The organism is Paenibacillus elgii NBRC 100335 (assembly GCF_004000865.1).
Lineage (GTDB): Bacteria > Bacillota > Bacilli > Paenibacillales > NBRC-103111 > Paenibacillus_G > Paenibacillus_G elgii.
The window spans coordinates 1-25,169 of sequence record NZ_BIMB01000041.1 but is presented as its reverse complement, the minus strand read 5'-3'; the positions used below and the strand labels follow the sequence as shown (position 1 = coordinate 25,169).

Here is a 25,169-nt window from a genome sequence, read left to right as displayed (position 1 = left end):
ATCTTTTAAAATATAGTTTGTTGATAATATACATACGAAGTGAAAAATTTCCTTTAGATAAAAAGTTTTTGTCACAAATCGCCGCAAACCTATGTGATATGGCATAGGTCCAAAAGCAAAATTCATTTATCCATTGCTCTGCTCATAAAGCGAATGAAGCGTCAGTAATAGCGTTTGAAAGACTGGTTACATTTTCGCTGTGGTTGCGGCGATTCAGACGAGCATATGTCTAGTTATCCAAGTATCACTTTAACGATTTCCTTAGTGCTGTTTTCTTTTTTTTATAAACTCAACTACATCAATTTTAGAAGTCATTAATTTAAATTTAAAATAAGAAGTGTGATTTGACGGAAAGGATGGAAAGAGACACCTTATTACATAAATTAAGTATTTTTAGTCTAGCCATAAATGTGTTATATTTTATAAAAGCTACTACACTTTTCAAGATACCTTTTTTGTTTTTAATGAGGTGAGTAAATGGTACGTCAGAGCCAAGGTTTTTTATCGCAAATTTATTCTTTAACTGACTTTATTTGTGTGCAGCTTATTTTCTTGTTTTCATGGTGGCTAAAATTTAAAAGTGGATTGATTCCATTTGACGATGATCGGCTCCCTTTTCAAAATTATGTAGTATGGGGCTTAATTTACGGGGGAATCGCAATTTTTCTAAGTTACGCCTTTAATTTCTACACCCCGAAACGAAGAAAAAAATTTTCTTATGAATTATTCACTATTGTTCAAGTTTACACAATAAGCTTACTTATTTTGCTAAGTTTTTTGTTCATATTTAAGGCAATTGATATTTCGCGTTCGTTTCTTTTCTTATTTTTAGTAAATAGCATACTGGCCATCAGCTTTTACCGCTATATCCTTAAGACATCTTTGAAACGTTTGAGACAGAAGGGATACAATAAACAATTCGTACTAATTCTCGGTGCCGGTTCGATCGGAAAAAGGTTCTATCGGAATTTATTACAGTATCCCGAATTAGGTTATGAAGTAGCGGGTTTTTTGGATGATTTTCATGATTGTCATGAGACCGGCTTTGAAACCTACAAGCCCATCCTTGGCCGGGTCGATGAACTTGAGGCTATTCTGGAAAAGACACTGATTGACGAAGTGATCATTGCTTTGCCATTGGACGCTCATCATAAGTTCGGAAAAATTATTAATACTTGTGAGAAGGCCGGAGTCAAAACGTTAATCATTCCTGATTATTTCGATTATCTTCCGTCCAAGCCGTATTTCGATAATTTCGCAGGCATTCCGTTAATTAATGTTAGGGACATTCCGTTGGATGAATTCAGAAATCGCTTCTTCAAACGAGCGTTTGATATTGCATTTTCGTTAGCTGCAATCCTTATTACTCTGCCATTATTGATTCTTATAGCTATTGGCGTGAAAATCACTTCGCCGGGACCGATCATCTTTAAGCAAGAACGCGTCGGTTTAAACAGACGGAATTTTATGATGTATAAATTCCGCTCGATGCGGGTACAAACGGAACAATCTTCCGATACCCAATGGACGACGGAAAACGATCCGCGGAAAACAAAGTTCGGTACATTCTTACGGAAAACAAGCTTGGATGAACTGCCGCAGTTTTTCAACGTATTGTTCGGACATATGAGTGTTGTCGGGCCCCGGCCAGAACGCCCTTATTTCGTTGAACAATTTAAGGAAGAAATTCCGAAGTACATGGTAAAGCATCATATCCGCCCAGGGATTACCGGCTGGGCTCAGTCCAACGGGCTTCGCGGCGATACGTCCATCGAGGATCGGATCAAGTACGATATTTTCTATATCGAGAACTGGAGCTTTTTATTCGACATCAAGATTATTTGGAAGACGATTATTAATGGCTTTGTTAATAAAAATGCTTATTAAGCCCAACTCCTATAACCAACCGGTTATAGGAGTTTTTATTTCCTCGCCAAACCTTGTCTGCATAATTGGCCAAGTCCCCACATAGACATGGTATCAATCTGGATTGATTATGTGGTGGAGGGGATGAGACGATGCGGCGGTTCACGTGGGTGGTGGCCCTTGTGATGGTTTGTTTAAGCCTGGTAGTGTCCGGGTGCGGCAAAAAGGATGCAGGATCGGTGGTAAAGGAATTGGACGGTGTGATGAGTAAGCTGCAGAGCTATCACGGAAAAGGGCAGATGACGCTGCGTACGGGGCAGGATCCTCAGGAATACGACGTGGAGGTTAGTTTTCAGGCCCCTTCGTTTTATCGGATCTCGCTGACGAATGCGAAGAAGGATATTACGCAAATTGTGCTGCGCAACGATGACGGAGTATTCGTGCTAACGCCACATTTGAACAAAAGCTTCCGCTTCCAAAGCGATTGGCCGGAGAATCAAGGCCAAGTTTACTTATACCAGTCGCTCGTCCAAAGCATTCTGATGGACAATGAACGGCATTTTACGTCGGACGAGAAGGCGTATGTATTCGATGTAGTGGCGAATTACCAGAATGGCTCTTTAGCGCGTCAGAAGGTGTGGCTGGACAAGAGAAACTATGCTCCGCAGCATGTGGAAGTGTCGGATGCCAACTCCAATGTGATGGTCATTGTAAAATTCGATCAATTTGAATTCGGTACGAAGTTTGAAAAGGATCAGTTTGACATGCAGCGCAATATGACGGGCTGGAACCTGAAGACACTGCCCACGATGATGCAAGGGGATTCGAAAACTGGGGAGAAATCGGGAGCGACCGATTCCAAGGCCGGCACGGGGACGGCTGGTGGCAAAAGTACGGCGACTGGTAACGGTATGGGGACAGGAACAAACGGAACCGCTACGGGACAAGGGGCGGGATCTGATGCAAAAGGCGAAGCAGCGGGCACGAGCAAGGGCAATGCAGCAGGCACAGCTACAGGTGACAGCAAAGGTGCTACCGCACCCGGATCCAGCAGCGACAGCTCGAAGACGAGCAGCGCCAGCGGCAACCAAGGCACAGCGGCGGAAGCTGGAAGTGACAAGGGCACTGCGGCCAACGGAGCGCAAGCGGCAGCCACAGGCGCCAAAAAAGACACCTCCAAGCAGCAATCGTTCGGTATCATCGAACCGCGTTACATGCCGAGCGGCGTGAAGAAGCAAGACGTGACGGAGCTTAAGCTGGGTGAAGATCAAGCGGTCATGCTCCGTTATTCCGGAAAATACAACTATACGTTGATGGAGTCCCGTCCGCAGGTACAGACGGTGTCAATCTTACCGGGGGATATTTTGGATCTGGGCTTTACGCTCGGCGTTGTAACCGGGGATGCGAAGAAAACATTGACCTGGACCTACGACGGCATCGAATTCCGCTTATCTACAGGGGACTTGCCGGAGACGGAGATGATTAAGGTGGCGCAAGCGGTGCAGGGGGAAATCGGTAAATAGTTGAAACCGGCAATCCAGCGATTGTGATTCGGTTCCTTTATACACGAACCGAACCGCTAATAATCAAAAACTGACGGACACGATGTTACTATTTTGTTCGTTGACAGGGCCCTGCGGTACGCATTACCATGATCATATGAATTTTTAAGCGGGAAGCTTCTTTACAGGTGCAAGCTGTGGCCTTGTAAGCGGCTTCCCTTGATTTTATGAGACCGAAGAAGGTGGATCAGGTGGATTCGTTTTACCGGCCGACCCGGGTGGAGATTTCATTGGATGCGCTGCGCCATAATTTAGGCGAGTTTCGGCGGGTGCTTCCGGAGCATGTAAGCATGATGGCAGTCGTCAAGGCGGATGCCTATGGACACGGAGCGGTGGAGGTATGCCGGGAGGCGCTGCAATGCGGCGTGGAATATATTGCGGTCGCTTTTTTGGATGAGGGTTTGGAGCTTCGGCAAGCAGGCATTACAGCCCCGATCCTCGTATTGGGCTACACGCCCCCGGAAGGGCTGGAAACCGCTTGGGCTAACGGGATTACTCTCAATATATATACCCATGAGCTGCTGGACGCGTGGGAACGATTAGGGGCTAAAGAGCGCCCATTAAACATTCATATTAAAATCGACTCCGGAATGAACCGGCTCGGGTTAACGGACGCGGAAGAGGCGATCGCGCTGATCGAACGGGCGGTGCGGACGCCGGGGATTCGAGTGGAAGGGTTGTTTACCCATTTTGCTTGCGCGGATGAAACGGACAAGAGCTATACGCTTGAGCAGTACGGTCGATTCGAGCGGGTCGTTGAGCATTTTACGCAAAAAGGAATTCAATTTCCGTACGTTCACGCCGGGAACAGCGCTGCGGGGATTGATACGCCGAATTTATCCTTTAACATGGTACGGCTCGGGATCGCGATGTATGGATTGTATCCGTCCGAAGAGGTGAATAAGCAGCAGGTTGATTTGCAGCCGGTAATGAGCGTCAAATCCAGCGTCGTCATGGTGAAGCAAGTGCCCGAGGGTTCAGGCATCAGCTATGGCATCGTATACCGGACACAGGGCGAGGAGACGATTGCGACGCTGCCGATCGGGTACGCGGACGGCTTTTCCCGGATGCTGACCGGTAAGGCAGAAGTATTGATTCGGGGGCGGCGTGTGCCTGTAGTAGGTAGAATTTGTATGGACCAATGCATGCTGAATGTATCCGAAATACCTGATATTCCAATGGGAGAAGAAGTGGTAATTCTGGGCAGCCAGGGTGAAGACCGGATTACGGCGGAAGAGCATGCCGCATGGCTCGGAACGATCAATTACGAGGTCGTCTGCATGATTTCGCACCGAGTGCCCCGCGTATATATGAAGGAAGGCTGCGCTGCACGGTCAGTGAATCCGCTGCTGCGGCACGTATGGGAGCCGGAGTCGTAACAAGGGTTCTGCTGCCTCTGCAAGCACATTGTAGAAAGCCATACTTTTTGTCCAAAAAAAGAACTGGCTGCATTTGCCATTGAATTTTTTCTCCTAACATGAGAGGATTTTCTTGGTTTGCCGCGAATAAGTATAGAGGCAAAATGCTGCGGAGCGCGTCAAGGTATAACATATATGCTATACCTTCGGCATATATTGATTTTGTATATTTTATCTGGATGTTTGCCATAATGGAAATAGGTTCTTGTATGTTTTTGGGGGTGCATGTATAGGTGGCGGGTGCGCATAACACGAAGCGAATCATGATCAGCTTGCCGGATTATTTGCTGCAGGAAGTCGATCATCTGGTGGAGAAGGAAAATTCCAACCGCAGCGAGTTTATCCGTCAGGCGATGAAGCTTTACTTGTTGGAGCGTAAGAAACGGCATTTGCGCGAATCGATGCAGCGCGGCTATATGGAAATGGCTAAGATCAACCTGAACATGGCCTCGGAAGCGTTTCAGGCGGAGGAAGAAGCGGACAACACGCTGGACCGCCTGGTAAGCGGGGTGTGACACTTGATTGTCAAACGTGGCGATGTTTTTTTCGCGGATCTTTCACCGGTCGTCGGTTCGGAGCAGGGCGGCATTCGGCCCGTACTGATCATTCAGAATGATATCGGCAATCGCTTCAGTCCTACGGTGATCGTAGCGGCGATTACGGCGCAGATTCAAAAAGCCAAGCTGCCGACGCATGTGGAGATTGACGCGGAAGCGCACGGTTTTGACAGGGATTCGGTCATCCTGCTGGAGCAGATTCGGACCATCGATAAGCAGCGCCTGACGGACAAAATCACGCACTTGGATGAGGAAACCATGCGCAAGGTCGATGAAGCTTTGCAAATAAGCGTAGGTCTGATTGAGTTTTAACATGCTGACGAGGCGGGGGTGCGGGTACCCTCGCTTTTTTATGTCTGGGAGGAGAATAGTCGGATGGCAAAAGAGCAAACGGGACAGACGGAAGAAGTTCGGGCAGTTGTGGAACTGACGGTAGAGATGAAAGCGGCGATTCAGGAGCGCATTCTGAAGCAGATCGCGTCCGAGCTGCAAATCGCGGCGGGGCGGGTGAAGACGACGGTCGGCCTGTTGGACGAGGGGAATACGATTCCTTTTATCGCCCGGTACCGGAAAGAAATGACCGGAGAGCTCGACGAAAATCAGCTGCGGGACATTGAAGAGCGGCTGGCGTATCTTCGCAATCTGGAGGACCGGAAGCTGGAGGTCATCCGTCTGATCGACGAGCAGGGCAAGTTGACGGCCGAGCTGCGTACGGCAATCGAGCAGTCGGTTAAGCTGCAGGAAGTCGAGGACTTGTACCGCCCGTACCGGCAAAAGCGCAAGACGCGCGCCAGCGTGGCGAAGGAGAAAGGTCTCGAGCCTCTGGCGCTCTGGATTCAGACGCAGCCCAAGCAGGGCGAGCTGCTTGCCGAAGCGGGCAAGTATGTCAGCGAGGAGAAAGGCGTCCAGACGGTCGAGGAAGCCGTACAAGGCGCGATGGATATCATTGCGGAGCAAATCGCCGACGATGCTAAAATCCGGGCGTGGGTGCGCCGTCACACGTTCGAGCAGGGCATCCTGCGGACCGAAGCCAAGGACGCCGAGCAGGAATCCGTCTACGAGATGTATTACAGCTATCAGGAGCCGGTTCGTAAGCTGCCGCCGCACCGGATTCTGGCGATCAACCGCGGAGAGCGGGAAGAAGTGCTGAAGGTGGCGCTGGACGTTCCGGTCGAGCGGATTCACGAGTATATCGCGAAGCAAGTGATCAAGGGGCCTTCTATCGTCCGCGACACGTTGACGGCTGTGATTGAAGATGCGTACAAGCGGCTGATCGCCTCGTCCATTGAGCGGGAAGTGCGCAATGAAATGACGGAGAAGGCCGAGGAAAAAGCGATCGAGGTATTCGCCGAAAATTTGCGCAATCTGCTTCTTCAGCCGCCGGTTAAGGGCAAGGTGGTGCTTGGCGTCGATCCCGCGTACCGGACAGGCTGCAAGCTGGCCGTCGTCGACGATACGGGCAAAATGCTGGAGATTGCCGTCACGTACCCGACGCCGCCGAACAATAAAATAGCGGAAGCGAAAGCGACGTTCAAGCGTCTGATCGACGCTTACCGCGTCGAATTGATCGTCGTCGGCAACGGGACAGCGTCCCGCGAGACGGAGCAATTCGTAACCGAGCTGATCGGCGAGATCAAGGCACGGAAGCTTCAGTATTTGATCGTCAACGAAGCGGGTGCGAGTGTCTATTCGGCTTCCAAGCTGGCACAGACGGAGTTCCCGGACCTGGACGTGGCGGAACGTAGCGCGATCTCTATCGCGCGGCGGCTGCAGGACCCGCTGGCAGAGCTTGTCAAAATCGAACCGAAAGCGATCGGCGTCGGCCAATACCAGCATGACGTCACGCAAAAAAGGCTCGAAGAGAGCCTGAAGTTTGTCGTCGAGTCGGCGGTGAACCACGTGGGCGTGGACGTGAACACAGCGTCTCCGTCGCTGCTATCGTATGTATCGGGCGTCAACAGCACGCTTGCCAAAAATATTGTAAAATACCGCGACGACAACGGGAAGTTCACCAGCCGGGCGCAGCTGCAAAAGGTTCCACGGCTCGGAGCGAAGGCGTTCGAGCAGTGCGTCGGCTTTATGCGGATCGCGGATGGCAGTAATCCGCTGGACAACACGCCGATCCACCCGGAATCGTATGACGTGGTGGACAAGCTGTTCCGCGAGCTGAAGCTGGAGCTGTCGCAGCTTGGCAGTGCCGAGCTGAAAGCGATGCTGCAAAGCCTAGAGCCCGAAGAGCTGGCTACGAAGCTTGGCGTCGGGGTACCGACGCTGCGCGATATTCTCGATTCGCTACAGCGGCCGGGACGGGACCCGCGGGAGGAGCTGCCGGCGCCGATTTTCCGTACGGACGTGCTGCAGATCGAAGATTTGAAACCGGGCATGGAGCTGCAGGGAACCGTGCGCAACGTGATCGATTTTGGCGCTTTTGTCGATATCGGCATCAAAAACGACGGACTCGTTCATATTTCGCAGTTAAGCGATTCCTACGTGAAGCATCCGATGGACGTCGTGTCCGTAGGGGATGTCGTAACGGTACGGGTGCTCAACGTCGACCTGAAAAAGGGCCGCGTCGGGCTAACGATGAAAAAGCCTTCTTAAGCATAAAATAGAGCATAAGCCGGAGAAAAGGGATGTAGCGGAAGCCGCGTCCTTCACTCTGGCGTATGCTCTATTTGTTTTTGAGCGTGAGCTCATCTTTTATTGAAGCTGGGATGTCGTGGGGTCCGTCTCGCTTTTGCGGGTGCGGTAAAAAAACCAGCAATCGTTCAGCAAACGGATTTGCCGGCGGTTTTTGTTGTAAAATGCTCGCATCAGCTGGTTGCAAAGCCATTGTGGCAACACCATCAGTCCCTTCCCATCTAGCTGCTGTACACTATACAGCATATGGGCGGGAGCCGCTGCGGGTGCAGGTCCTTTTTTAGGCGAAATCCTCTTCCTCTTCGTACCACTGCTCAAGCTGTGCCTGAAGCGCGCGAATCTCGGTCAAGAGGGAGACGAGCGGATACTCTTTTTCCTGCTCTTGAATTGCGCTGAACGTCTGTTCCAGGCGGTTGATGTAGTCCAGGCCGTGCTGGAGCGTATAGCCCGGATGCACAAGCTCAAGTCCGTCGAATTCTGCGATGAACACCGGCAGTTTGGGAGCATTGGGGGCAGTCAGCTTGTCCAGCTCCTTATGCAGCCGTTGATTAAGCGCAGCCAGTTGGTACATATGGGTAGCGGGCATTTCCACGAATTCGATCTGGTCCTCCAGCTTAAGCAGGGCGCATTTCTTTTTGAACATCGGGTTAAACTCCTCTCTATGGGTCAAAACGACAATTCGTCCGAATCAATTCCAGATTCCTACTTGACAGTTTAGCCTAACCTGCGGTTACAATTCAAGAGAGAAAACAAAGAGAAACCAGAGAGTAAGGGTGGGAAAACGATGGATGACCGACAGCTGCAGCTGTGGGTAGAGCAAATATCGCTGTCGTCGTTTGGGTGTCCTTTTTTGCATCGGGCGAGGTTCAACCGGAGATTAAGGTCGACGGGAGGGCGTTATTTCACCCGTACGCATGATATCGAAATCAGCTGGCTGCAGTATGAACAGTTCGGAGCCGCCGACGTGGAGAAAATTATTAAGCATGAACTGTGCCATTACCACCTGCATTTGCTTGGGGGAGGGTACCAGCACCGGGATGATGATTTCAAGCGGTTGTTGGCCAAGGTTGGAGGGACGCGCTATTGCCGGTCGCTCCCGCAGGAGCTGAAGCGTACCGAGCCTTACCGGTACAAGCTCGTTTGTACAAGTTGCAGCGCGGAGTATATGCGTAAACGCAAGACCGACCCGAAGAAGTACGTCTGCGGTTTCTGCAAAGGCAAATTAAAGCTGCTTTCCCTTGACTTACAGCCGCATTCATGATAAATTAAAAGTGTCTTTCCCTGATAGCTCAGTTGGTAGAGCACTCGACTGTTAATCGAGTTGTCACAGGTTCGAGTCCTGTTCGGGGAGCCATTCTTTCTTGGAGAGATACCCAAGTGGCTCAAGGGGACCCTCTGCTAAGGGGTTAGACTGCGTAAGTGGTGCGAGGGTTCGAATCCCTCTCTCTCCGTAGACAATAAACGAAACCGCCGAAAGGCGGTTTTTTTATTGTCTACGGAGAGCCGAAGGGGGCGTCGGAGCGGCAGCTATGCGCCCCGGAGGCTCCCCCGGGCTAAATCCATTTTTTCCACTTAAAAATAGCCCACATGGAGATCGTAACAACGATCATAACGATCCAAACGTATATGTACCCGAAGTTCCAGTTGAGCTCGGGAATATCTTTGAAATTCATACCGTACAAGCCGACGATAAAGGTCAGCGGGAGAAAAATCGAGCTGATAATGGTCAGCGTCTTCATGATCTCGTTCATGCGGTCGGACTTAATGCTCATCTGCAGCTCGAGCAGACCGGTTAGCGATTCCCGAAATACATCCAAGGAATCGACAACACGGGAAATGTGATCATAGATGTCGATGAAATAGACATCCGCTTCCTGACGGATGTAAGGGAAGTTCTGATGCGTTAGCGTGCCGAGCATCGTTTTCTCTTCGGCAATAATACGGCGGAGATGATGCATTTTTCGTTTCGATTTAAAAATTTCACGCGCTACATGGACGTAAGGATTACGGTAAATCATTTGCTCCAGACGGTCGACGCGGTCCTCGATCTGATTGATGATGTCGGTATAGTCATCCACGCAGCGGTCCAACAAATAGTATAAAATGCGTCCGCTATGCTCCATGCTGCCCTCGACCTGCAACAAATGCGTTTTCAGCTCGTCGAACAAAGGAAGCGGTTCCTTACAAATGGTAATGACAAAATTTTTACCGATCACGATAGCGATTTCGACCGTCGTAAGCTGCTTGTCCACAACGGCAAAGAACGTCATGAAGACATGGTCTTTGTATCGGTCCACTTTGGGACGCTGCTTTAGCTTGATGCAATCCTCGACCACAAGCGGATGGCAGTGAAATTGATGTTTAAGCACTTGTTCCACCTGCTTGGCTTCTGGAGCTGTCATATGGAGCCAAACATTCTCATTGTCGGCAGGAAAACGGGCTTCCTGTTCCGTAACTTGACCGGTAGCATGGTTGTATACCAGCATCGAATACACCTCTGTAGGGGAATGGGGTCCTTTTGCAGTTGATTGTAACATAGGGAAGGATGACCTCCAAAAAAGGCGAGATTTTTTTGCAAAAGGGGCTTGTCAAGCTCAACGCATTCCGCTATAATAACACTTGTCGCTCAAAAAGGTGGCATTAATACACAGCATGGCCCGTTGGTCAAGGGGTTAAGACACCTCCCTTTCACGGAGGTAACAGGGGTTCGAATCCCCTACGGGTCATAGATAGTAGGGATGAGAACCCGCCGGGTGCATCCCTACGTTAACCTGCGGTTGTGGTGGAATGGCAGACACGCTATCTTGAGGGGGTAGTGGGCGTACGCTCGTGGAGGTTCGAGTCCTCTCAACCGCATCACAAAGAGAAAGAGCTTGCATCCAAACGGATGTAGGCTCTTTCTCTTTGTGCCATAAATTATCTGCGATGCAAACTTTTCATGCAGTTAAGCATGCGGAAAGTTAAAGCCGGTCGCGCCAGCCGCTTTCCCAGCGGTCGTACTCCTCTTGCGCAGCTTCTTTGGTATGCCCGTATTTCTCTTGGAGTTTCCCGAGGAGCTTTTCCTTTTCCCCGTTAACGACATCGAGGTCGTCGTCGGTTAGTTTGCCCCACTGCTTTTGCGCTTCGCCCTTCAATTGCCTCCATTTTCCTTTCAAAACGTTAGTATCCATTCGAATCAGCTCCTTTGGAAGAAATGTACTATGCATTTAACCCGGCTGTCCTCTTATGAAACAAGTTCTTTTGAGAGCCGAAGGTTTGTTTGGCCTTGCGGCCGTTCGGGTAATCAAGAAGGAAGTCGGACTTCCATAACCGAAAGGAGATGTTCTTATGTTGAAGACGGAGCAACTGGAAGAGCAGATCATGAAGGTGCTGGATGCGAATGACGTCTGCGCGTTCGGTACGATCGACGGCAATCGGCCAAAGATTCGGTACATGGTGTTGTTTCACGAAGGACTCACGGTATATTTGGCGACCAACAGCCGAACGGACAAAGTAGACGAGCTGCGGGAAAATGCAAACGTATTTGTTCTGACAGGATATGACGGAACCCTCTCATCCGAAATCGTGCAGATGGAAGCGACAGCGAAGCTGTGTACGGATAACCACCTGAAGGAGAAATTGTGGAACGACGAACTCAGCCGCTGGTTTGAAGGGCCGCACGACCCGGACTATATTGTTCTTGAACTGAATCCGACGAGAATCGAATACGTCAAAGGGGAATCTGAGCCGCAAGTGTGGCAAAAATAACTTGGTCCGTCGGGACAAGCAGGGAGGGATAGGAGTGTTCAAACGTATTCATAAGCTTGCGATCGAGCTTCCGAAGCCGAAACACGCCGATCCGAATGCGGCGGCAGCCGTTCAGGAGCTGCTGGGCGGAAGATTTGGGGAAATGTCGACGCTGAATAATTACATGTTTCAGTCGTTTAATTTTCGCGGCAAAACAAAGCTGAAACCCTTCTACGATCTGGTGTGCAGTATTACGGCGGAGGAATTCGGCCACGTCGAGCTGGTTACGAATGCTATCAACCTGTGCTTGACCGGGTCTACGCAGCCGACCGATCCGAATGCGGCACCGATGATGGACGCGCTCGACAAGCGGAACTCGCACCATTTTATCGCCTCGGCGCAAACGGCTCTGCCGTTGGACTCCATGGGCAAAGGCTGGACAGGGGACTACGTGTTCAATAGCGGCAACCTGGTGCTGGACCTGCTGCACAATTTTTTCTTGGAATGCGGGGCGAGGACGCATAAAATGCGCGTGTATGAAATGACGGACCATCCCGTGGCGCGCGAAATGGTCGGTTATCTGCTCGTTCGCGGCGGCGTGCATGTCGTTGCCTATGCCAAGGCGCTGGAAATCGCGACTGGAGTTGATATGACGAAGCTCATTCCGGTGCCTAATCTGAGCAACCGGGCGTTCGAAACAACCCGAAAATACGAGGAACAGGGTCTCCATCGCAAGCTGTACCGTTTCAGCGACGACGCTTATGAGGAGATACGGCAAATCTGGAAAGGCTCTCATCCGGAGGACGGGCAACCGCTGGAAGTGGTTGACGGTACGCCGGAAGGCGGACCCGTTCCGGAGCTGGACGAGGTGCAGGAAGAATTCGCTCCGGGCATCGGCCCAGAGGAGTTTATGGAAATTGCGAGAAGGCTTCAGCGGTCTGCGGGAATGTAAAGGCGGGATCGTCTAAACTTTGCGGACAAACTCCGTTTCCCTCGGGACAGATTCGCTTCTTGTGTCTGTTACGGGCGTTTCCGGGGGAAATGCTCTGCTAAAGGATGCCACTTTACTTTTTCCTGTGAAACCTATACAATGAATAATACATCCGCGGTTGTGGTGGAATGGCAGACACGCTATCTTGAGGGGGTAGTGGGCGTACGCCCGTGGAGGTTCGAGTCCTCTCAACCGCATATCCAAATAGCCTACTGGTCGTGCAAAGCCCTGAATCTTCAGGGCTTTTTGCTTTTTCCGGACAAAAAAATCTTTTTTGCATTTAACGTCAAACCGTTTTCGCTTTGGCAGCGTTTCCTCTATTTGAATGAACCAATAGCCTTCAAAATTCGAGGAGGAATCTGATGATGAACAAACACTGGAAACGTGCAGTCCTACTGCTGGGAAGTGCCCTGACGATCTCAACGTCTGCAAACGCTGCACCTGCTGCGGACAATTCCAAGGCCACGGCGGTCGCTGTCAAAACGGATGCGCAAATCGCTGCGGAGCTGGGGGTATTGCAGGGCGATGGTAGTGGTGTAACGGCAAGCTACTTGTCCCAATCGACGACCCGTTTGCAGGCGGCGATTTTGTTTCTGCGGCTGAAGGGCTTGGAGAGCGAAGCTCTGGGCTTCAAAGGGAGCGCAAATTTCGACGATGCCGGCGCGGTCAATGAAAGCAACCAGGCGGTATTGGGCTACTTGAAAGCGAATCCGCAGCTTGGGTGGACCGGGCCCGGCGCGGGACGGTTCGAACCGATGGATTCGATCACAGCGCAGCAGTATTACAAAGTGATTTTGGAATCGCTTGGCTATAAGCAGGATACCGATTTTGCTTTTGCAGATACGATTCGCTTTGCGGAAGGCAAGGGCTTGAAAAAAATTGCCGAAGCGGGCAATCTGAATAACGGGCACATCGCTACGGCAACGGTGGAGGCGCTCGGGGCGAAGCTAAAGGCCGGGGACAAGACGCTGCTGGATGCTCTCGTTGGCCAAAAGGTCGTTACTGCTGAAGCTGCGGCGGCTGCAGCCGCGTCGTCCGTTCGTCTCGCGACGAACGATAAGGTCGGTACTTATTTGACGGACGGTTCCGGCAAAGCGCTTTACACGTTTACGAAGGACACGCCGTTCCAGAGCGCTTGCAAGGATCAATGCGCAGTCAACTGGCCGGTATTCAAAGCGGAATCACTGCAGCTTCCGGCGTCCTTGAACATAGAAGATTTTGGCGTTATTACGCGGGAGGACGGCACGAAGCAAACGACATACAAGGGAAGCCCGCTTTACTATTTCCTGAAAGACACGAAGGCGGGGGATGTCAACGGACAAGGCGTTAACAACGTATGGTTCACAGCGAAACCGGAAGGCGTCAGCCCGAAGCAGGAAGATAAGCAGGCGGCTGTTTCTAAGGAATATCAGGTACAGATGACCGGGTTCGCTTTCTCCGTCAAAGAAATGACGGTCGAAGCGGGCTTGAAAGTAACGTTTACGAATAAAGATAAAGTCAAGCATAATGCCGTATCGGATACGCTCGGCGACAACGGCAAGCCGGTATTCGAAACGAAGCTGCTGGGAGAAGGCGAATCCGAAACGATCACGCTGACCAAGCCGGGGACGTATACGTATTACTGCGCTCCGCATAAAGCAGAGATGAAAGCGACGATTATCGTCAAGTAAGATGTGACTTAACGTTAACCCGGGGTACCCGCCGCAAGGAGGGCCTCGGGTTGTTTGATGTGGAACGGCTAAAAATTGCATGTTGCCAAACGAAAAGAAATGTCGGAATATGGAGTCAATTCGCTTCCTGTTATTCGTTTTTAACCGGAACAAGGAACGCGGCGTCAGAGACGGGGGTGTTCCGATACGTGCAGCATTATTCGGACGAGCAGTTGATGGAACTAATCAAAGCCAAACAAAGCGAAGCGCTTCATGCGCTTTACGACCGATATGCCAAGCTGGTCTATTCGTTCGCTATGAAAGCAAGGAAGGACCCCGAATTTGCCCGGGACGTTGTGCAGTTGGTATATACCCGCATTTGGACGACGGAGAGCGGATACGATCCGGCCAAGGGGCTATTCGTCAATTGGCTGCTAACCGTTACCCGTAATTTGACGATTGACCAGCTGCGGAAATTAAGAAAGCAATCCGCCCTAGTGCCGCTAGAGCATAGGATCGAAGCGGAATTAGGCGCGACGGATGTCCATCCTTTTGCAGATCCTGTCTCTCGGAAGCTGTTCAAGCAACAGCTGGAAGAGGCATACCGATATATGTCAGAACAACAGATCAAGCTAATCCGGCTTTTTTATTGGGAGGGCTACACCTTAAGCGAAATTGCCGAGATGTTGGAAGAGCCGCTCGGAACAGTGAAAAGCCGGCTCCACCAAAGCTTGAAATTGCTGCGCAAGCACATGACGTCTTGGAGAGAGGAGTGAACGACATGGTTCGAGAAGAATCGGGATGCGAGCTATGCTTTTCTTATTTTCTAGATGAGCTTTCGGAGGAACGGAAGCGGGCGTTCGAGCGTCATATGTCCGCGTGTCGGACTTGTACTCAAGAGCTTGCGGAGCTTCGGCAGACGTGGCAAGCACTGCCCGCTGAAGCTGAGCTGATGGAATTGCCTGAAGGCTTAAAAGAGCAGGTGCTAGGAAAGGTGCTTGGAGAGCCTGTGTCTGCGGGCGGGGAAACGCTCCTTGAAGAGCGTCCGGCGGATAAGCGGCCGACCGTGGAGTGGCGTCTTAACGATGGGGCGGCACGGCGCCGCAAACGGTGGACGAAAGGGCTCGGGTATACGGCGGCTGCGCTGTTCTTCTTCGTTTGCGGAGCGGGAACCGCCATCGTCGGGGACTTTAGCCTCCCGTTCAAATCCTCTATCGAGCGGCCGGAAGCCCGGCTGGCCATTCCTGTGGAAGTGATCGGACAATACAGGCTGAAAGCTTTCGACCAAGCGCTTCCGTCGGCAGCCGGGCAGGGATGGTTGACGCGCCAAGGCAATAAAGCGCAGCTGGTGCTACAGTTTCACGGTTTGCGGCCGACGGATGGGGTTCAGGCGTATCAAGTGTGGCTGCTGCGCGACGGGAAGCGTTCCAACTGCGGAACGTTCCAGGTCGATTCTCAAGGAGCAGGAGTGCTGACTTGGGACATGGGGCTTGAGGATACTTCCTTCGACGGCATCGGAATTACGCTGGAGCCCGATTCCCGTGGGTCCGAGCCGCGCGGGAAAAAAGTGCTGGGCACCTGAAACGGAACAAGAAAGGCGTCCGGCTGGTTGCTTGCTTCAAAGAAAGTCCATTCGCTTCCTAGCGTCATAACGGATGGACGATCATAAACGCATGAGGTCCTGACGCTCCGCTTTCGGCCGACAAGCTCGACAGACGCCGACGGGTTTGCCGGCTCTGGCGTAAAAGGCAAGCTCCTTCGAAGGAACCTTTCGTCGGCAAAAGGAGCAGCTTTGTTTGGCTTGAGTTTTACCGTCGGACCGGCCGAATCGATTTCGTCTGAAAAACTTCGGAAGGAAGACAGCCAAACAAATCACAAGCAGGATACCGGCGATTACGATGACGTAGGGCTGAATAGACAGGGGAAACACCTCGCGTTACTAAGAATTATGTCAATAGGAATAGGGTTCGGCAGAAAACGGCAATTTCCTTTATTTGTATTGAAGGGCTTATTTATTTCGATTATACTGGCCTTAGCGAACGGACTTTTGGCGTTTGCTCCACTTCCGAAGAAATGAGGCGAGCTTGTGCAAATTAACGCAGCATTGAACGCCGTTAGCGGCGGAGACGCATTGAAGCAGGCGGTCGGCATTGCTCTGCTAAGTCAAATGAAGGACTCCCAGGCTTCCCAAGCGGCAACGCTGCTTCAGGATTTTGCGGCGGCACAGCATCCGAACTTGGGCAAAAACTTGGATATTCGTATCTGATCTCCCTCAGCCTCACCTATTCAAAAACATGAAGTATGCATGAACCTGCCTGCGCTTTGGGTAAATCCGAAGCCTGGGCAGGTTTTTTTGCGTTACCGATTAGGATAGGTTTTGCGGATCGAAGAATACTAAAAGCACAGCATAAGGAAATCGTATGCAGGCGGGAGAATCTATGGACAAAAGCGAGTGGAGCGATTGATGAACGGTTTTCAAATGGCATGGCACGATATCCGGCAAATGTGGAGCTCCAACATGGCGCGCCGCTCGGTGCTCGGCTTGATGGTCCTGCCGCTGATGTATAGTTTCATTTATTTATGGGCGTTTTGGAATCCGACCGACTTTTTGCCCCATTTGCCCCTGGCGATTGTTAATCTGGATCACGGAATGTCACAGAATGGCAACCCGATTCATCTGGGTCGGGAGCTAACGGACAAGCTGCTTGCCGACAAGCAGACTTCTTGGACGGAAGTCAGTCCGGAGCAAGGAGCGGGGGGAATCGAGAAGCTGCGCTATTTTATGGTGCTGACAATCCCGCCGGACTTCACCGAAACGGCCTATAGCCCGGGCACGCCGCAGCCCAGAGCGAGTCAGCTTTCGTACGCCGTCAACGAAGGGGCTAACATGCTCGGCGTCAAAGTGGTGCGCAGCGTGATGGATAAGGTTGCACACGAGCTGGAAAAGCAAATGACGGAGAAATATGTGCGCATCATCTTCGACCAAATTCTTAACGGCGGCGAGGGGCTGAAGAAGGCGGCCGACGGGGCGGCCAAGCTGGCGGAAGGAACGAAGAAGGCGCAGGACGGCGCGACTTCCTTGCAGGATGGTCTGAAGCAAGCCCAGGACGGTATGAAGCCGCTCTCGGACGGGCTGACGAAGCTGCTGGACGGCGCGAACCAGCTGGAGAACGGCATCATTCGGCTGGATACGGCCGTCGGATTAGGCGCAGGAGGGATCGACAAGCTGAATGCGCAGCTATCGAAGATACTGGAGCCGATCAATCAGCTGACGGCTGAGGCGGAGCGGCTCAGCAAGGTGATCGACGCTTCCAATCAATCGCTGAAGTTCGGGCTTAACGCACTGGATGTGATCGGCGCGTCCCTGCAGGATACGAATCGCCGAATCGATGAGCTACAGCGCGTCTGGGATTCGGGCATAGGCGGCCGATTGCAGAAGCAAAAGGATCAGCTTGACGGTGCCATCGCAGATCTGCTGGCGCTTGGCGAGCAGTTCAGCGAAATTACCGGCAATGAGCGGTTCAAGGGGGCGGTCGACAAACTGAAGACGGCGAATGCGCAGCGGCTTGAATTAGATCAGGCCTTGCGCGATGTGAAGGCATCGCTTGACCAGATGCGCAGCTCTACCTCCAAGTCGGTCGAACAGATCAAGGTTGCCCGTGACCAGCTCTCGGCGCATATGAACGAGCTGCAAGCCGGGCTGCAGTCGATGCAAACCACCGTTCGCAACAGCTTGGACCAACTGAACAGGAATAAGCAGCTGGTGGACGATTTGTCCGGACGGCTCGGCCAACTCGCCAATGGCGTCAATCAGCTGCAGCAAGGCAGCACGGCGCTGGTCGAAGGCCTCAATGCCTTCGGCAGCGGATTCCATCAGCTGCAGGACGGCGTGACCAGGCTGTACGACGGCAGTACGCAGCTTTCCGCCGGTCTGAAGGACATTAACGCCGGCCAGCAGGAGCTTGCCGCGAAGCTTGGCGAGGCGGCGGGCATGGCGGCGATGGACGGGCAAGCGGAGCAGCGGATCAATACGATCGTCTCCCCGGTGAAGGTAACGGAGAACAACTTGCATCCGGTGCCGAACAACGGCACGGGATTTGCGCCTTATTTTATCGCGCTGTCCTTGTGGGTAGGGTCGCTGGTGCTTTTTTTCGTTATCGATCTGAACAAGGTCGTCTCAATGCCGAAGCGGCCGATCTCGTACCTTATCAACAAATATCTTGCGCTGGCTTCCGTCAGCGTGTTTCAATCGGTGCTGTCGGTCTTCATTCTCCATACAGGACTCGGGATTCCGACGGTGCTGCCGGCGATTAACTTATACGGGTTCGCGCTGCTGCTCGGATTAACGTTCGCGGCGATTCTGTTCATGCTGATCTCGATTCTCGGCAGCGATGTGGGACGTTTTGTTGCCATCGTTATTCTCATGCTCCAGCTGACGTCCAGCAGCGGCTCGTATCCGGTCGAGCTGGAAGCGAGGTTCTTCAATTTCATCCATCCGGCACTGCCGATGACTTACGCGGTAGAAGGATTCAGGCATCTGATTTCGATCGGCGACGCTGCAACGATTGCGAACGATGCGCTGATATTGGCGGCATACGGCGTCGGCGCGCTTGTTATGCTCTACCTCGTCAAGCGGAAAACAATCATTCACCAGTTGCAGGAGGAATCCGTGCAATCCTGACTAGGACACGGCTCCATTTAACGAATTTACAGTTTCTTTACATCGGATTTGCCTAATAGGGCTTGCCTCTCCGTTTCTTCCATCGGATAATAGACCCAAGCGGTTGAACCAGGGGAGGAAACGGATATGACCATACAACAACCTATAGTAATCGGCCACCGCGGTGCTGCCGGCGAGGCGCCGGAAAATACGCTGGCTTCATTCGAGCTAGCCCTTCGGCAAGGTGCGGACGCGATTGAGCTGGACGTGCACCTGTCGGCGGACGGGGAAGTAATCGTTTGCCATGACCATACGGTTGGACGCACGACGGACGGTACCGGGGCCATCGCGGAGCTGACGGTGGCGGAGCTGATGCGGCTGGATGCCGGACGCTGGTTCGACGAACGGTTCACCGGGGAGCGGCTGCCTTTGCTGGAAGAAGTATTCCAGCTCGTTCCTTTGGAAATTATGATCAACGTCGAGGTTAAATGCTCCTATACTCCACGACTGGCGGAACGACTGGCGGAGCTGCTTGCACAGTACAATCGGCTAGACAGCGTGGTTGTCTCGTCGTTTAACCATAAGGTGTTAAAACAGCTGCAAGAGACGATTCCCAATCTGCGGGCGGGGCTGCTCTATGTGGCCAATTTCGTCTCGCATCGTCAGATGGCTGCGGCAGCCGAGGGACTGAACGTCTATTCGATTCATCCGCAGCATCATACGATCGATGCCGGGGACGCGGCTGAAGCGACAGGATACGGCCTTCGGGTCTACCCTTGGACGGTCAACGAACCGCAAGACCTTCGCCGGATTATCGATGCCGGCGTTTCGGGGATCATTACGGACTTTCCGGGGCGACTCAGAAACTTGTTGAACGAAGAAAAGGCCTGAAGGGGATTTTAATAAGGAGCGCAATAGGCACACAACGGATGAAAAGAGTCCAGTTATGCCTGTGCGCTTTTTTTCGTGGGCAATTTTGTCAAAAGGTAACATTCTGCGCCCGTTCGTCCGATAATAAGGAAAGAGATGGGAGGTTTCGCAATGAACAAGATGTATTCTTCATGGTACCGCAAGCTTGCGGTACTGCTGTCGTTGTCTGTGCTGTTGTCGTTGTGGCCCAGACCCGCATCGGCGGAAGTGAATGTGTTTCCGGATGTTGATGCGAAGCAGTATGCTTGGGCCGTCGAGTCGATCCGACTCATGGCGAATAAGCAGGTGCTGACTGGGTATCCCGACGGCAACTTCCGTCCGAACAAGACGATCAGCAAGGCGGAATGGACGGCTATGGTGTATCGGTTATTCGATAAGTATCGTCCGAACGCACTGGCCACCGGGATGCAAAAAATTACTTATTTTACCGACGTACCTGAACTGCATTGGGCGCATAAGCCCATATCGGAGATTTACGATGGCTCGTTCAAGATCGGAGGGTACGGGCTGAGCCGGGACGGAAATTTGGCTTTTCGCCCCGATATGCAGCTGACTCGTCTGCAGCTTGCCCAGCTGTTGTATGCGTATTTCGACAATCGTTTGATGGAAAAGCGTTTTAGCGATAATGACGTATGCTCGGTCGTTTCGGAATTGAAAGACGTTCCGGTCAAAATGTTCAAAACGGAAGCGGAGTACCAAGTCGCTCAAGCGGACGGACGATATGTCGAGGACGGCTTGATGGACGTGGAAAGCAACGATGTGTTCGTCACGCTCATTCTCGGCAAAAACACCGGGGATTGCAGTCTGGGGAAGGACGAGCTGTCCAATGTACAGGCCAAAGCGTTGGCCAGCCTAAAAGCAAGCGGCATTATGACGCCGAACGATCAGGGCTATTTCCGTCCGAAAGACTACGTGACCCGCGCCGAAGCGGTGACGATTCTAGACCGTGTGTACACGTATTTGAAAAAGAACGGCTGGCTCTGGGATTATACGACGGTGGATTTAGCGCTTCCTTTCAATCCGGCCGGGACAGGGACGGATTCGGGCAGCACCGGCAGTTCGAACGGATCTTCCGGCAGCAGCAGCTTCAATAATAACCCGAACAGCAATACGATCACGCCTCCGAACGGCGGCTATTCGCAGGACGGTACGATCAATTGGTCGGATAAATCGATCGTTAGAGTCACCGACTATTTTGACGACAAGGGCGTTATCGTGAAAAATCTGCAGCAGAAGGGCGAAATCGAGGCCGCCGTGCAGCCAAAAGGCGCCAAATATTTGACCATTACCTTGAAGTCCGATGAGAAGGTCGATATGTACGTGATCGTTGACGGCCGCGTCGGCTTCGTCAAGCAGGAGGAGTTTCCGCTAACGCTACAAGTCAGCGGTGTAACGACGGTCGGCCTCCGCTCGCAGCTGCGCAATCCGGACAAAAACAAGCGGACCGACGATCTGACGACGCTGTCGGTGCAATTGTCGGACGTAGAGCCGAGCAAGAAGAAGGAGAAGACCAAATCGACTTCTACGAAGCCTTAGGCTAAGCGGAATGGTTTATTAACCGGATAAAGGCTGGCCGCAGGGATCATACTAAACGGTGTCTTCCCGACAAAACGGACAAAACCGGAGGTTCCCCATGGCATCCAGCAGAGGACATCAAGGCGCGCACGGCATAGGACAAGCGGAGGAGCAGCTCGCCAATCAGGCGGATGCGGCGGCCGCCATCCAAGGGCAGAGCGAGACGGATCTAGACGTACTCGAAGCTGCGCGCCAAGATCAGAATGAGGAGGAGAAGGTTCTCGACGAGCCCTGATCCTGATGTACGACAACGAAGCCCGGACGAATAGGTCCGGGCTTCGTTACGTTTGCTCGAAAAAACAATTTATTGAAGCAGATGCTTGAAGGGGCTGTAGTCGATCTGCTTTTTGTCCAAATACGAGGTCAGACTGCGGTAATCGCGCTTGGGCGTTGCCAAGATATATCCTTCGATGCAATGCTCCCGCGTGACCGCGTCGGCCTTCGCCTCCAGCGCCACTTGACCGATCCGGGCGGCGATGGAATGCTTCGCAATGTCGCGGAACGGAGTAGGCACGGGCTCGACCAGCATGTCGAGGAACGCTTTGGAGTCTTCCGTCCACAGGTGGCGGGACGATTCGACGTAATGATTTTGCCAATCCAGCTTCGATTTGCCGTCCTCCCGGGGAAGCACCTTGAAAAACTTTCGGAACATAAAATAGCCGCCCACCGACATCATGAACAGCAGCACGAATACCCAAAAAATGATAAACCACATAAACCCCTCGGCCGGGGCATCGTTCATCGCATACCACATGAAAACGTTCACCTCCCTTCCATTATACCTCACTTTCCGCTGGAGGAAAACGGAACCTGCAAGAGAATATTTCCTATTCTAGATTTCTTGTCCCGATCCTAGTAAAATAGATGGAAGTGAGATGAAAAAGGAGTGATTCCCGGTCATGGTCAGAATCGGATCGCACGTTTCGTTTTCGGATAAAGGGCTGCTGAATGCGGCCAACGAAGCCGTATCTTACGGCTCCGGAACGTTTATGATTTATACGGGGGCGCCGCAGAATACGCGCCGCAAACCGATCGAAAATCAATATATCGAAGAAGGCAAAGCCGTGATGGAGCAGCATGGCATCGGAGAGATTATCGTTCATGCTCCGTATATTATCAATCTGGGCTCCTACAAGGATGACACGTACGAGCTGGCTGTCCGCTTCCTGCAGGAAGAAATCCGCCGTACGGATTATCTGGGCGTGAAGCAGATCGTGCTTCATCCCGGGGCTTATACGGACAAGGATGCCGAATACGGGCTCGCACGCATTGCGCAGGGCTTGAACGAAGTGCTGAGCGGCGTGAAGGATACGAATGTCAACATCGCGCTGGAAACGATGGCAGGCAAGGGCACGGAGATGGGCCGCAGCTTCGAGGAGCTGGCCACTATTATCGAAAAGGTAGAAGATAACGGCAAGCTGACCGTCTGCCTCGATACGTGCCACGTCAGCGATGCGGGCTACGATATTGTGAACGATCTCGACGGCGTGCTGGAGCAGTTCGACCGCACGGTCGGTTTGGACCGCATTGCCGTCGTGCATCTGAACGACAGCAAAAACCCGAAAGGCGCATCCAAAGACCGCCATGCCCCTGTCGGCGCCGGTTGGATCGGCTTCCAAGCGATGCATAACGTCGTTCACCATGAGAAGCTGAAGCATCTTCCGTTCATTCTGGAGACGCCGTGGATCGGCAAGGAAGACAGCTCGCAGCGGCCGATGTACGAAGCGGAAATCGCGCTGCTCGGCGGTACGGTCAAAACGCGTTTCGGCGACGGCTTCCTGTCGGATGTCGAGCGACTGGCTCATTTCTTCACGAAGCAGGATATCGATCCTAGAGCGTACGTGCTGCAAACCTGGGAAGTGCTTAAGACGGACGCCAAAGCGAAAAAGGCGGACGGCCGCGAGCCGATGGAGCGCTTGTACGACCTGATCGTCGCAGACAGCCTGTTCCCTGAGCTGAACGAGGAACAAATTAACCACCGCCTGACCGCGTGGTTTGCGGGCGAGCATTTGTTCGCTACGGTATAAGAAAAGACATTCTATGTTTTGACAATGAAGGAGATCAACAACGCATGGTTTCGAACGTTACTTCCAAATCGAAAAGCACGAATTTAACGAATCGCGCGCGGATGCTCGTGTCCTGCCCGGACCGCCCCGGTATCGTGGCTGCGGTATCGCGCTTCCTGTACGAACACGGCGCCAACATCGTACAGTCCGATCAATATACGATGGACCCGGAAGGCGGGTTGTTCTTCATTCGAATCGAGTTCGATTTGGACAATCTGGATGCGCGCCGCGAGCAGTTGAAGGCCGATTTTGCCGTGGTTGCCGCGGAATTCAACATGAAGTGGAGCATCACCCGGGCAAGCCGCAAGAAGAGACTCGCGATCTTCGTCTCGAAGGAAGACCATTGTCTGCTGGAGCTGCTGTGGCACTGGCAGTCGGGTGACCTGGATGCCGATATCGCCATGGTCATCAGCAACCACGACGATATGCGCGGGCTGGTGGAGCCGCTCGGCATTCCGTACCATCATATTCCGGTCACGCCTAATACGAAGGCGGAGGCGGAGAAGCGGCAGCTTGAGCTGGTTAGCGGTCAAGTGGACGTCGTCATTTTGGCCCGTTACATGCAGATTATATCGCCGAAATTTATCGAGCACTTCCCGAACAAAATCATCAATATTCATCACTCGTTCCTTCCGGCCTTCGTGGGCGGCAAGCCGTATGCGCAGGCGTACAACCGCGGCGTGAAAATTATCGGCGCAACCGCGCATTACGTCACGGAGGAGCTGGACGGCGGACCGATTATCGAGCAGGACGTCCAGCGGGTAAGCCACCGCGACAACGTGGACGATTTGAAGCGGATCGGCCGCCATATCGAGCGTACGGTACTGGCGCGCGCCGTCAACTGGCACGTCGAGGACCGGGTCATCGTGCATCAGAACAAAACGGTTGTGTTCAGTTAACTTCATCATGTGTACGGAGCGAAGTGCCATGCCTTCCGGAATAGGGGAGGGTAGCGGCCTTCGCTTTTTTATATGGCCCGATGGCGGGGTTGTGCGAAAAGTCGATTTCCATGCCGAAAAAGAGTAGGATTGGAACTTGGGAGCATAGTACGGTACAGAGGAGCGATGAGGATGAACGTCGAACGATTGGATCACTTGGTATTGACCGTAGCGGATGTGGAGGCGACATGCGCTTTCTATTCCCGCGTGCTGGGGATGGAGGTCGTAACTTTCGGCGAAGGCCGGAAGGCATTGCGGTTCGGCCGTCAAAAGATCAATCTTCACCCCCAAGGCCGCGAGTGGGAGCCGAAGGCGGACAAGCCGGTGCCGGGCTCGGCGGATCTTTGCTTTCTGACGAAGGTGCCGGTGGCCGAGGTGCTAAGCCATCTGGATGTGTGCGGTGTTGCGGTCACGGAGGGACCGGTCGCTCGAACCGGCGCCGAAGGACCGATCCTGTCGGTCTATTTTCGGGACCCCGACGGCAATTTGATCGAAGTCTCCAATGAAAGGGGCCGTACTGCACATTGAGGGGGCAAGACGTTCGACGGTGTCTGTGGAAGCAAAGAAAAAACCGGAATGCCGATAGCGCAA

Annotated in this window: 25 protein-coding genes and 5 tRNA genes; 25 read left to right on the top strand and 5 right to left on the bottom strand. The window is 52.5% G+C overall.

From position 1 onward, the window contains the following. The first annotated feature begins 477 nt into the window (after positions 1-477). From PEL01S_RS24680 to PEL01S_RS24655, 6 genes are all read left to right on the top strand, one after another. A complete protein-coding gene (locus tag PEL01S_RS24680) occupies positions 478-1,887 on the top strand; it encodes an undecaprenyl-phosphate glucose phosphotransferase (RefSeq protein ID WP_127462141.1) in 1,410 nt (469 codons plus the stop codon). Between the two features lie 131 nt (positions 1,888-2,018). Continuing rightward, complete coding sequence (locus PEL01S_RS24675) at positions 2,019-3,389, top strand: outer membrane lipoprotein-sorting protein (RefSeq protein ID WP_127462140.1); 1,371 nt, start codon at positions 2,019-2,021, stop codon at positions 3,387-3,389. 230 nt (positions 3,390-3,619) lie between these two features. After that, positions 3,620-4,807 carry an alanine racemase gene (gene alr, locus PEL01S_RS24670; protein ID WP_127462168.1) on the top strand — a complete coding sequence of 396 codons (1,188 nt, stop codon included), beginning with the start codon at positions 3,620-3,622 and terminating at the stop codon, positions 4,805-4,807. 272 nt (positions 4,808-5,079) lie between these two features. Further along, positions 5,080-5,361, top strand: a complete 282-nt coding sequence (locus PEL01S_RS24665) for a CopG family ribbon-helix-helix protein (RefSeq protein WP_010494551.1) — start codon at positions 5,080-5,082, stop codon at positions 5,359-5,361. A 3-nt stretch (positions 5,362-5,364) separates the two neighbouring features. After that, on the top strand, positions 5,365-5,715 hold the full coding sequence (locus PEL01S_RS24660; protein ID WP_010494553.1) for a type II toxin-antitoxin system PemK/MazF family toxin: 351 nt from the start codon (positions 5,365-5,367) through the stop codon (positions 5,713-5,715). Positions 5,716-5,778: 63 nt separating this feature from the next. Further along, positions 5,779-8,004, top strand: coding sequence for a Tex family protein (locus PEL01S_RS24655; RefSeq protein WP_127462139.1), 2,226 nt, complete (start codon positions 5,779-5,781; stop codon positions 8,002-8,004). 99 nt (positions 8,005-8,103) lie between these two features. Here PEL01S_RS24655 and cmpA read toward each other — a convergent pair whose 3' ends face one another. Together cmpA and PEL01S_RS24645 are read right to left on the bottom strand one after the other, a co-directional pair. Further along, a complete protein-coding gene (gene cmpA, locus PEL01S_RS24650) occupies positions 8,104-8,250 on the bottom strand; it encodes a cortex morphogenetic protein CmpA (RefSeq protein ID WP_010494556.1) in 147 nt (48 codons plus the stop codon). Between the two features lie 73 nt (positions 8,251-8,323). Beyond that, positions 8,324-8,686, bottom strand: a complete 363-nt coding sequence (locus PEL01S_RS24645) for a hypothetical protein (RefSeq protein WP_010494558.1) — start codon at positions 8,684-8,686, stop codon at positions 8,324-8,326. A gap of 141 nt (positions 8,687-8,827) precedes the next feature. Here PEL01S_RS24645 and PEL01S_RS24640 point away from each other — a divergent pair, with 141 nt between their 5' ends. From PEL01S_RS24640 to PEL01S_RS24630, 3 genes are all read left to right on the top strand, one after another. Continuing rightward, entirely contained in the window at positions 8,828-9,304 is a 477-nt protein-coding gene (locus tag PEL01S_RS24640) for a SprT family protein (protein ID WP_127462138.1), read from the top strand. Between the two features lie 17 nt (positions 9,305-9,321). Then, positions 9,322-9,397, top strand: a tRNA-Asn gene (locus PEL01S_RS24635). A gap of 9 nt (positions 9,398-9,406) precedes the next feature. Continuing rightward, positions 9,407-9,494 (top strand) — tRNA-Ser (locus PEL01S_RS24630). Positions 9,495-9,596: 102 nt separating this feature from the next. Here PEL01S_RS24630 and corA read toward each other — a convergent pair. After that, on the bottom strand, positions 9,597-10,529 hold the full coding sequence (corA, locus tag PEL01S_RS24625; protein WP_127462137.1) for a magnesium/cobalt transporter CorA: 933 nt from the start codon (positions 10,527-10,529) through the stop codon (positions 9,597-9,599). 168 nt (positions 10,530-10,697) lie between these two features. Between corA and PEL01S_RS24620 the strand changes: the two genes are divergently transcribed. Next, positions 10,698-10,769 (top strand) — tRNA-Glu (locus PEL01S_RS24620). Between the two features lie 47 nt (positions 10,770-10,816). Next, positions 10,817-10,899, top strand: a tRNA-Leu gene (locus PEL01S_RS24615). Between the two features lie 104 nt (positions 10,900-11,003). Here PEL01S_RS24615 and PEL01S_RS24610 read toward each other — a convergent pair. Further along, positions 11,004-11,213 carry a CsbD family protein gene (locus tag PEL01S_RS24610; RefSeq protein WP_127462136.1) on the bottom strand — a complete coding sequence of 70 codons (210 nt, stop codon included), beginning with the start codon at positions 11,211-11,213 and terminating at the stop codon, positions 11,004-11,006. A 157-nt stretch (positions 11,214-11,370) separates the two neighbouring features. Here PEL01S_RS24610 and PEL01S_RS24605 point away from each other — a divergent pair, with 157 nt between their 5' ends. The 11 genes from PEL01S_RS24605 to PEL01S_RS34625 all read left to right on the top strand — a co-directional run bounded on the left by PEL01S_RS24605 (position 11,371) and on the right by PEL01S_RS34625 (position 21,809). After that, positions 11,371-11,790, top strand: a complete 420-nt coding sequence (locus PEL01S_RS24605; RefSeq protein ID WP_108530868.1) for a pyridoxamine 5'-phosphate oxidase family protein — start codon at positions 11,371-11,373, stop codon at positions 11,788-11,790. 34 nt (positions 11,791-11,824) lie between these two features. After that, complete coding sequence (locus tag PEL01S_RS24600; protein ID WP_063188407.1) at positions 11,825-12,721, top strand: manganese catalase family protein; 897 nt, start codon at positions 11,825-11,827, stop codon at positions 12,719-12,721. A gap of 153 nt (positions 12,722-12,874) precedes the next feature. Next, a tRNA-Leu gene (locus PEL01S_RS24595) sits at positions 12,875-12,957 on the top strand. Between the two features lie 168 nt (positions 12,958-13,125). Further along, positions 13,126-14,430, top strand: coding sequence for a plastocyanin/azurin family copper-binding protein (locus tag PEL01S_RS24590; protein WP_218032555.1), 1,305 nt, complete (start codon positions 13,126-13,128; stop codon positions 14,428-14,430). Between the two features lie 188 nt (positions 14,431-14,618). Beyond that, positions 14,619-15,185 carry a sigma-70 family RNA polymerase sigma factor gene (locus PEL01S_RS24585; RefSeq protein WP_127462134.1) on the top strand — a complete coding sequence of 189 codons (567 nt, stop codon included), beginning with the start codon at positions 14,619-14,621 and terminating at the stop codon, positions 15,183-15,185. A 5-nt stretch (positions 15,186-15,190) separates the two neighbouring features. Next, positions 15,191-15,991 carry an anti-sigma factor gene (locus PEL01S_RS24580; RefSeq protein ID WP_127462133.1) on the top strand — a complete coding sequence of 267 codons (801 nt, stop codon included), beginning with the start codon at positions 15,191-15,193 and terminating at the stop codon, positions 15,989-15,991. A gap of 504 nt (positions 15,992-16,495) precedes the next feature. Further along, positions 16,496-16,675, top strand: a complete 180-nt coding sequence (locus PEL01S_RS24575) for a putative motility protein (protein WP_010494568.1) — start codon at positions 16,496-16,498, stop codon at positions 16,673-16,675. 198 nt (positions 16,676-16,873) lie between these two features. Then, positions 16,874-19,090, top strand: a complete 2,217-nt coding sequence (locus tag PEL01S_RS24570) for a YhgE/Pip domain-containing protein (protein ID WP_127462132.1) — start codon at positions 16,874-16,876, stop codon at positions 19,088-19,090. A 126-nt stretch (positions 19,091-19,216) separates the two neighbouring features. After that, positions 19,217-19,960 (top strand): glycerophosphodiester phosphodiesterase, encoded by a 744-nt coding sequence (locus PEL01S_RS24565; protein ID WP_127462131.1) that lies wholly within the window; start codon positions 19,217-19,219, stop codon positions 19,958-19,960. A 150-nt stretch (positions 19,961-20,110) separates the two neighbouring features. Further along, positions 20,111-21,535 (top strand): S-layer homology domain-containing protein, encoded by a 1,425-nt coding sequence (locus PEL01S_RS24560; protein ID WP_163768074.1) that lies wholly within the window; start codon positions 20,111-20,113, stop codon positions 21,533-21,535. Positions 21,536-21,632: 97 nt separating this feature from the next. Next, a complete protein-coding gene (locus PEL01S_RS34625) occupies positions 21,633-21,809 on the top strand; it encodes a hypothetical protein (RefSeq protein ID WP_010494577.1) in 177 nt (58 codons plus the stop codon). A gap of 69 nt (positions 21,810-21,878) precedes the next feature. Here PEL01S_RS34625 and PEL01S_RS24555 read toward each other — a convergent pair whose 3' ends face one another. Beyond that, complete coding sequence (locus PEL01S_RS24555; RefSeq protein ID WP_082420497.1) at positions 21,879-22,328, bottom strand: DUF2621 domain-containing protein; 450 nt, start codon at positions 22,326-22,328, stop codon at positions 21,879-21,881. Positions 22,329-22,473: 145 nt separating this feature from the next. On the opposite strand from PEL01S_RS24555, the gene PEL01S_RS24550 reads away from it, so the two are divergent. The 3 genes from PEL01S_RS24550 (at position 22,474) to PEL01S_RS24540 (ending at position 25,106) form a co-directional block, all read left to right on the top strand. Then, on the top strand, positions 22,474-23,601 hold the full coding sequence (locus tag PEL01S_RS24550) for a deoxyribonuclease IV (protein ID WP_063188390.1): 1,128 nt from the start codon (positions 22,474-22,476) through the stop codon (positions 23,599-23,601). 44 nt (positions 23,602-23,645) lie between these two features. Further along, a complete protein-coding gene (gene purU / locus PEL01S_RS24545) occupies positions 23,646-24,539 on the top strand; it encodes a formyltetrahydrofolate deformylase (protein ID WP_127462129.1) in 894 nt (297 codons plus the stop codon). A 171-nt stretch (positions 24,540-24,710) separates the two neighbouring features. Beyond that, positions 24,711-25,106 (top strand): VOC family protein, encoded by a 396-nt coding sequence (locus PEL01S_RS24540; protein ID WP_127462128.1) that lies wholly within the window; start codon positions 24,711-24,713, stop codon positions 25,104-25,106. The last annotated feature ends 63 nt before the right edge of the window (positions 25,107-25,169 follow it).

What these genes read in the sequence shown, in the direction of transcription:
- PEL01S_RS24680 (WP_127462141.1), top strand. Translation starts at nt 478, where the DNA reads ATGGTACGTCAGAGCCAAGGTTTTTTATCGCAAATTTATTCTTTAACT.
- PEL01S_RS24675 (WP_127462140.1), top strand. Translation starts at nt 2,019, where the DNA reads ATGCGGCGGTTCACGTGGGTGGTGGCCCTTGTGATGGTTTGTTTAAGC.
- PEL01S_RS24655 (WP_127462139.1), top strand. Translation starts at nt 5,779, where the DNA reads ATGGCAAAAGAGCAAACGGGACAGACGGAAGAAGTTCGGGCAGTTGTG.
- cmpA (WP_010494556.1), bottom strand. Translation starts at nt 8,250, where the DNA reads ATGGTGTTGCCACAATGGCTTTGCAACCAGCTGATGCGAGCATTTTAC.
- PEL01S_RS24645 (WP_010494558.1), bottom strand. Translation starts at nt 8,686, where the DNA reads ATGTTCAAAAAGAAATGCGCCCTGCTTAAGCTGGAGGACCAGATCGAA.
- PEL01S_RS24640 (WP_127462138.1), top strand. Translation starts at nt 8,828, where the DNA reads ATGGATGACCGACAGCTGCAGCTGTGGGTAGAGCAAATATCGCTGTCG.
- corA (WP_127462137.1), bottom strand. Translation starts at nt 10,529, where the DNA reads ATGCTGGTATACAACCATGCTACCGGTCAAGTTACGGAACAGGAAGCC.
- PEL01S_RS24610 (WP_127462136.1), bottom strand. Translation starts at nt 11,213, where the DNA reads ATGGATACTAACGTTTTGAAAGGAAAATGGAGGCAATTGAAGGGCGAA.
- PEL01S_RS24605 (WP_108530868.1), top strand. Translation starts at nt 11,371, where the DNA reads ATGTTGAAGACGGAGCAACTGGAAGAGCAGATCATGAAGGTGCTGGAT.
- PEL01S_RS24590 (WP_218032555.1), top strand. Translation starts at nt 13,126, where the DNA reads ATGAACAAACACTGGAAACGTGCAGTCCTACTGCTGGGAAGTGCCCTG.
- PEL01S_RS24580 (WP_127462133.1), top strand. Translation starts at nt 15,191, where the DNA reads ATGGTTCGAGAAGAATCGGGATGCGAGCTATGCTTTTCTTATTTTCTA.
- PEL01S_RS24570 (WP_127462132.1), top strand. Translation starts at nt 16,874, where the DNA reads ATGAACGGTTTTCAAATGGCATGGCACGATATCCGGCAAATGTGGAGC.
- PEL01S_RS24565 (WP_127462131.1), top strand. Translation starts at nt 19,217, where the DNA reads ATGACCATACAACAACCTATAGTAATCGGCCACCGCGGTGCTGCCGGC.
- PEL01S_RS24560 (WP_163768074.1), top strand. Translation starts at nt 20,111, where the DNA reads ATGAACAAGATGTATTCTTCATGGTACCGCAAGCTTGCGGTACTGCTG.
- PEL01S_RS34625 (WP_010494577.1), top strand. Translation starts at nt 21,633, where the DNA reads ATGGCATCCAGCAGAGGACATCAAGGCGCGCACGGCATAGGACAAGCG.
- PEL01S_RS24555 (WP_082420497.1), bottom strand. Translation starts at nt 22,328, where the DNA reads ATGTGGTATGCGATGAACGATGCCCCGGCCGAGGGGTTTATGTGGTTT.
- PEL01S_RS24550 (WP_063188390.1), top strand. Translation starts at nt 22,474, where the DNA reads ATGGTCAGAATCGGATCGCACGTTTCGTTTTCGGATAAAGGGCTGCTG.
- purU (WP_127462129.1), top strand. Translation starts at nt 23,646, where the DNA reads ATGGTTTCGAACGTTACTTCCAAATCGAAAAGCACGAATTTAACGAAT.
- PEL01S_RS24540 (WP_127462128.1), top strand. Translation starts at nt 24,711, where the DNA reads ATGAACGTCGAACGATTGGATCACTTGGTATTGACCGTAGCGGATGTG.